Genomic DNA, 6,065 nt, shown 5'->3' with positions numbered 1-6,065 from the left:
CCCCTGTCCGGGGCGGGCGGCCCCGAGGTCGGCGGCCGGGACGGTGTCCCGCGCCGCCGACCGCCCTACCGCGTCGCGCCGGTCAGGAGAGCCAGGTGTCGAGGTGCTCGGCGACGAAGTCGTCGTCGCGCAGGTGCGGGTACGCCCGGTGCACCCGGTCCAGCTCGGCCATCTGCCCCGGCGACAGCTCCTCGGCCGGGTCCAGGCACCAGCGGCCGGCCAGCAGGCCCTGGCGGCGCAGCACCTCGTGGATGCCGGGGATGCAGCCGTGGTAGCCGTTGGCGGAGTCGAAGATGGCCGCGTTGGCGTCGGTCAGGTGGCCGTCGAGGGTGAGCAGCCGGCGCAGCGCGGCGTCGTCGCCGGCGCGGGCCCGGCGGGCCTCGTCGAGCAGGGTCACCGCGGTGTTCGCCCAGACCGCCCACTGGCCGAGCAGCCCGCCGACGAACTCCACCTCGACGGCCCGACCGTCCACGACGACCCGGTGCGGCGCCACGAGGTCGGCCAGGATGTGGTCGTCGTTGCCGGTGTAGAGGGCCAGGTCGCCGTTGCGGCCGGCCGCGACCACGCCGTGCAGCACGTCCAGCGTGCGGTAGCGGTCGAAGGGCGCCACCTTGATCCCGACCACCGACTCGAGGGCGGCCAGCCGGGCCCAGAAGCCCCGGGACAGCTCCCGCCCGCCGACGGCCGGCTGCAGGTAGAAGCCGATCACCGGCAGCACCTCGCCGACCGCGCGGGCCCTCTCGACGAGGGCGTCCTCGTCCAGCGGCGCGTACGGCGACAGGAGCACCATGTCGTAGCCGAGCGAGGCGGCCAGCTCCGCCTCGGCGACCGCCTGGGCGGTGTCCCCGCAGGCGCCGGCGACCAGGATCGCGTCCGAGCCGGCCGCGGTCTCGGCGGCCAGTTCCAGCACGGGGGCGAGCAGCCCGACCTTCGGGTCGTGGATGGCGAACTGGGTGGTGTGCACGCCGACGGCGACGCCCCCCGCGCCGGAGGCCAGGTAGTAGCGGGTCAGCGCCCGCTGCCGGCGCTCGTCGAGCTTGCGGTCGGCGTCCAGGGCCAGCGGGTGCGCGGGGATGGCGCAGCCGCGCTGGAACCGGGCCAGGGCCGAGGTCTGTCGGGTGCTCGATGCGGTCAACACGGTCTCTCCTAGAAGTTGCCGTCGCGGCGCTGGAATCCGGTCGGCTTGCCGAGCAGGGGTTGGCCGTCGGCGACCCAGTCCGCCGTCAGGTCGATCAGCTCGGCGACCGGCACGTCGGGGTAGCCGAAGAGCCGGTGGCAGAGCTGGGCGTTGGACAGCAGCGCGGTCGGTGCCTCGGTGCCGGTGAAGACCGGCTCGCGGCCCAGCCGGGCGGCGAGCGCGGTGGCGACCTGACGGACCGAGACCAGCTCCGGCCCGGTCAGGTTCAACACGAACGGCGGTGTCCGCGTGTGGTGCAGGGCGCGCAGCGTGACCTCGTTGGCGTAGCCCTGCCAGACGATGTTGGCGTGTCCCATGGTGAGGTCCACGGGCTCGCCGGCGTGCACGGCGCGGGCGATGTCGACGAGGACGCCGTAGCGCATCTCGACGGCGTAGTTGAGCCGGATCAGGGCCAGCGGGGTCTCGTCGCGCAGCGCGAAGTGGGTGAGGATGCGCTCGCGACCCAGGCAGGACATGGCGTACTCGCCGACCGGCTGGACCGGGATCTGCTCGACGCAGCCGCCGGAGGTCACCGGGACCAGCGGGTAGACGTTGCCGGTGCTCAGCGCCACCAGGCGGGACCCGGCGAAGCGCTGCGCGACGCGCCCGGGCAGGTAGGTGTTGGTGGCCCAGGTGGCGTGCTCCCGGCCGGAGGTGCCGAACTTCGCACCGACCAGGAAGATCACGTTGGCCGCGTCGGGCAGCGCGGCCAGCGCGGCGTCGTCGGTGACGTCCGCCTCGACCACCACCGCGCCCTCGTCGCGCAGCGCGTCGGCCAGTCCCGCCTCCGAGAAGCGGGACACCGCGATGACCTTGGCACCGGTGCCCGCCGCCGCCACGCCCCGCAGCGCCAGCCGGACGAGGCTCGGCCCCAGCTTGCCGCCCGCCCCGAGGATCAGGATGTCCCCGTCGAGCTTGCGCAGATCGTCCACCAGGACGTCCCGCGGGCGGGAGAGCCGCTCCTCCAGGTCCGCCACCGTACGCATGCCACCACACCCCTTCCGAAGTAACGGTCATGACCGTAACCTCCGGCTGGAGGGGCGTCAAGGCACCCGACGCGTGGATCGGGTCGGCGATTGTCAGGCCACGGCACGCGCCGAGGTGAGAACGTCCAGGACGGCGCGGGTCTGCGCCCACGGCACCGGGCTCGGGGCGCCCCGGACCATGCCGACGAACGCGTCGATGGTGGCCCGGTAGCCCAACTCGTCGGCCCCGCCGCGCAGCACCACCCGGCGCTCCCCCGCGGCGGTGTGCACGGTGACCTCGTACGCCTCGCCCTCGCTGACCCCGAGCACCTCCACCGTGCCGGGCACCCCGTCGTCCCACTGCACGGCCAGCAGCCCCGTGTCCTCCGAGCGCAGGCCCCGGTGCCGGCGTACGGTGCCGGCGGCCCCCAACAGCCGCACGGCCGGCCCGAGCAGCGCGACGAGCAGTTCCACCCCGTGCAGGCCCATCATGACCAGGGTGCCCCCGCCGACTGTCGGGTCGTCCTGCCACGGGTTGTAGCCGGTGGCCCAGATCCCGACGTCGTGCCGGACCGTGGCGCGCACCGACAGCACCTCGTCGCGCGGCACGTCGAACGCGACGAACTCCGGCGCGAAGCGCAGCACCGAGGAGGAGAGCACCAGCTCCGGGGCCCGCGCCACGACCCGTTCCAACCGGCCGAGCTGCCCGACGGTCGCGGCGGCCGGCTTGTTGACGAAGCACGGCAGCTTGCGCTCCAGCACCTGCGCCAACGCCTCGGGCACGTCGGAGGTGGGGACGGTGAGGACCACGCCGTCCGGGTCGGTCGCCAGCAGCGCCGCCAGGTCCGGCGCGACCGCCGCGTCCGGCTGCTCGGCCCGGAACCGCGCCAGCCGCTGCGGGTCGGGCTCCCACACCACGAGCTCCGCGTCGTCACGCAGGGTGCGGGCGTCGGTGTAGGGGTGACTGGTGGCCAGTCCGGCGAGGGCGATGCGCATGAGCGCAGAGGCTACTCATCCGGGCTGCCGCCGCGCCAGGGCAGGTCAGCCGCGCTCAGCCCGTGCGATCGAGGTGCTCCGGTCGCACCTCGTGGCGCAGCTGCTCCCCGCGTAGGAACCGGTCGATCTCGGCGACGACGATGTCGGCGGCCCGCCGCCGCGACCCGACCGTCCCGGCCGCCTCGTGCGGGGTCAGCAGCACGTTCGGCAGCCGCCGGAACGGATGGTCCACCGGCAGCGGCTCGGCGTCGAACACGTCCAGCGCGGCGTCGATCCGCCCGGAGCGCAGCACGGCCAGCAGCGCGGCCTCGTCGACCAGCGCCGAGCGGGCGGTGTTGACCAGCAGCGCGCCGTCGGGCATCAGGGCCAGCTCGCGCGCGCCGATCATCCCGACGGTCTCCGGCAGCACCGGCGCGTGCAGGGACACCACGAGGCTGCGGGCGAGCAGGTCGTCGAGCGTGACCCGCTCGACGCCGAGCGTCGCGGCCTCGGCGTCGGACAGGTACGGATCGGCCACCAGCACCCGCGCCCCGAGCGCCCGCACCAGGCCGAGGTACGCCCGACCGGTGCGGGACGCCCCGACGACCCCGACCGCCGCCCCGCGCAGTTCCCGCCGGGGCGGCGCCGCCTTCGCGGTCGCCCAGTCAACCCCGGTCCGCAGCGCGTGATCGAAGCGGTGCAACTGGTGCAGCAGGGCGAGGGTCAGCGCGAGCGCCTGCTCCCCCACCGCGTACGCCATCGCCTCGCCGGCCTGGCTGACACGGACGCCCCGGGCGAAGCTGGCGGGGGTGACGAAGGGTTTGACGCTGGCGCCGGTGTGCGCGAGCAGCCGCAGCCGGGGCGCGGCGGCGAGCACCGCCGCCGACACGGGCGCGGTGCCCCAGCCGGTGACCACCACGTCGGCGTCGGCGAGCAGCCGGGCGAGCGTGGTCTCGTCGCCGACGTCGGCGCCGTCGGCCGGCAGCCGCACCTCCCCCAGCCGGCCCAGCGCCGCCCAGGCGTCGGCGTCGAAGAACAGCTCGCGGACCTCCGGCGAGGCCGCCACCGCGATGACGCTCATCCCTTGATGCCCGTCGTGGCGACGCCCTCCTGGAAGTAGCGCTGTCCGATCAGGTACGCCATGAAGATCGGCACGAACGCCACGACCGACCCGGCGAGGAGCATGTTCAACGCCACGTTCTCCTGCTGGAGGGATGCGATGCCGGTGGTGAGGGTACGCATGTCGAGGCTCTGCCCGACGATGAGCGGCCACAGGAAGTCGTTCCAGTGCCACAGGAAGACGAAGACGCCGAGCGTGGCGAGGATCGGCTTGATCAGCGGCAGCACGATCGAGACGTACACCCGCCACTCGGAGCAGCCGTCGAGGCGGGCCGCCTCGAACAGCGAGTCGGGCAGCGAGGCGATGAACTGCCGCATCAGGAACACCGCCTGGGCGTTGGCCAGGGTCGGCACGATCATGCCCCAGTACGTGTCCACGCCGTTCATTTCGGAGATGATGATGAACGTCGGGATCATCGTGACGTGGAACGGCACCATCAGCATCGCCAGGAACGACCAGAACATGGTCTCCTTGCCCGGGAACCGCTTCTTGGCGAAGGCGTAACCGGCCATCGAGGCGAACAGCAGCACGCCGACCACCGACACCACCGAGTAGATGACGGTGTTCCACATCCAGCGCAGCACGCTCTTGGCGCCGACCACCTGGTCGTACGCCTCGGTGGAGAACGGCCAGGGCAGCAGGCTGTCCGGGAACGTGACCGGCCCGGTCGGCTTGAACGACAGCACGACCATCGCGTAGAAGGGGAAGAGCGTGACCGCCGCGCCGACCACCAGCAGCGTGGTGCGGCCGACCACCCAGCCCTTGCCGGCGCGGCCGGGCCGGTACGCCCGCCGGGCGCCCTTGGGCGACGCCGGCGGGGTGGGGACGGCGGTTGCCGGTGGCGTGATCGTGTCCGTCATTCTTCCCTCCCGAGGGTCAGCCGCTGGATCAGCGCCACGATGATCGTCAGCACGAACAGCGCGACCCCGACGGCGCTGGCGTAGCCCAGGTCGAAGTACTTGAAGCCCTGGTCGTAGAGCAGGTAGACCAGGCTGTAGCTGGACCGCACGGGGCCGCCGCCGGTCATCACGTAGACCAGGTCGAAGACCTGGAACGACACGGTGGTCTCGATGATGGCGACGAAGAACAGGGCGGGCCGCAGCTGGGGCAGCGTCACGTACCGGAAGCGCTGCCACGCCGACGCGCCGTCGGTCAGCGCCGCCTCCTCCAGCTCCGCCGGGATGTCCTGCATCCGGGCGAGCAGGATCAGCATGCCGTAGCCGAAGCGGGACCAGACCGAGACCAGCACCAGCGCGGGGACCACCAGCACGCTGTCGGCGAGCCAGGAGCCGGCCGGCAGGCCGATCGCGCCCATGGCCCGCGACCACGGCCCGTCCTCGGCGAAGACCCAGGCGAAGACCACGCCGGCGAGGACCAGGCTGGTCACCACCGGCAGGAAGAAGATGGACCGGAAGAGCTTCGCGCCGCGGAAGGCGCGGCGGGTCAGCAGCGCCATGCCGAGGGAGGCCAGCATCGACAGCGGCACGGACAGCACGGTGAACAGGACCGTGACGCGCAGCGCCGTCCAGAACGTGGGATCGTCGACGAGCCGGCGGAAGTTCTCCAGCCCGACGAAGCTCGTCTCGCCACCGATGGTGTAGTCGGTGAAGCCCAGGGCCACCCCGGCGATCGCCGGCCCGAACCGGAAGACGACGAAGAGCAGCAGGAACGGCAGGACGAACAGCAGCGCCGTGCCGGCCTCGCGGGCGGAGGGGCGGCGCACGCGTACGCGCGGGCGGCGGGTCCCCGGTAGTGCAACCATCTGACAACCTTTCTCGGCGGCTCGCGGTGGGCGGGGGGGGGCCGCCGAGAGGAGCTGGGCGACATA

General features: G+C 73.1%; 6 protein-coding genes. All 6 read right to left on the bottom strand.

The window, feature by feature from the left end:
* Positions 1-82: 82 nt before the first annotated feature.
* A complete protein-coding gene (locus AB0L34_RS32420; RefSeq protein ID WP_363709327.1) occupies positions 83-1,138 on the bottom strand; it encodes a dihydrodipicolinate synthase family protein in 1,056 nt (351 codons plus the stop codon).
* A gap of 8 nt (positions 1,139-1,146) precedes the next feature.
* Positions 1,147-2,163: an NAD-dependent epimerase/dehydratase family protein gene (locus tag AB0L34_RS32415; protein ID WP_363709325.1), complete on the bottom strand. Its 1,017-nt coding sequence runs from the start codon at positions 2,161-2,163 to the stop codon at positions 1,147-1,149.
* 93 nt (positions 2,164-2,256) lie between these two features.
* Complete coding sequence (locus AB0L34_RS32410) at positions 2,257-3,138, bottom strand: Gfo/Idh/MocA family oxidoreductase (protein ID WP_363709323.1); 882 nt, start codon at positions 3,136-3,138, stop codon at positions 2,257-2,259.
* Positions 3,139-3,193: 55 nt separating this feature from the next.
* The gene (locus tag AB0L34_RS32405) at positions 3,194-4,198 is read right to left on the bottom strand and encodes a hydroxyacid dehydrogenase (RefSeq protein WP_363709320.1); all 1,005 of its coding nucleotides are present in this window, start codon (positions 4,196-4,198) and stop codon (positions 3,194-3,196) included.
* Positions 4,195-5,097, bottom strand: a complete 903-nt coding sequence (locus AB0L34_RS32400) for a carbohydrate ABC transporter permease (RefSeq protein ID WP_363709318.1) — start codon at positions 5,095-5,097, stop codon at positions 4,195-4,197. Before AB0L34_RS32400 ends, AB0L34_RS32405 begins: the two co-directional genes overlap by 4 nt.
* Positions 5,094-5,999 carry a sugar ABC transporter permease gene (locus AB0L34_RS32395; protein ID WP_363709316.1) on the bottom strand — a complete coding sequence of 302 codons (906 nt, stop codon included), beginning with the start codon at positions 5,997-5,999 and terminating at the stop codon, positions 5,094-5,096. Before AB0L34_RS32395 ends, AB0L34_RS32400 begins: the two co-directional genes overlap by 4 nt.
* Positions 6,000-6,065 lie beyond the last annotated feature (66 nt).

The sequence above is a fragment of the Micromonospora sp. NPDC052213 genome, assembly GCF_040679695.1.
GTDB lineage: Bacteria > Actinomycetota > Actinomycetes > Mycobacteriales > Micromonosporaceae > Micromonospora.
Note: the sequence above shows the minus strand (reverse complement) of the source record. Positions and strands in the feature narration are given on the sequence as shown.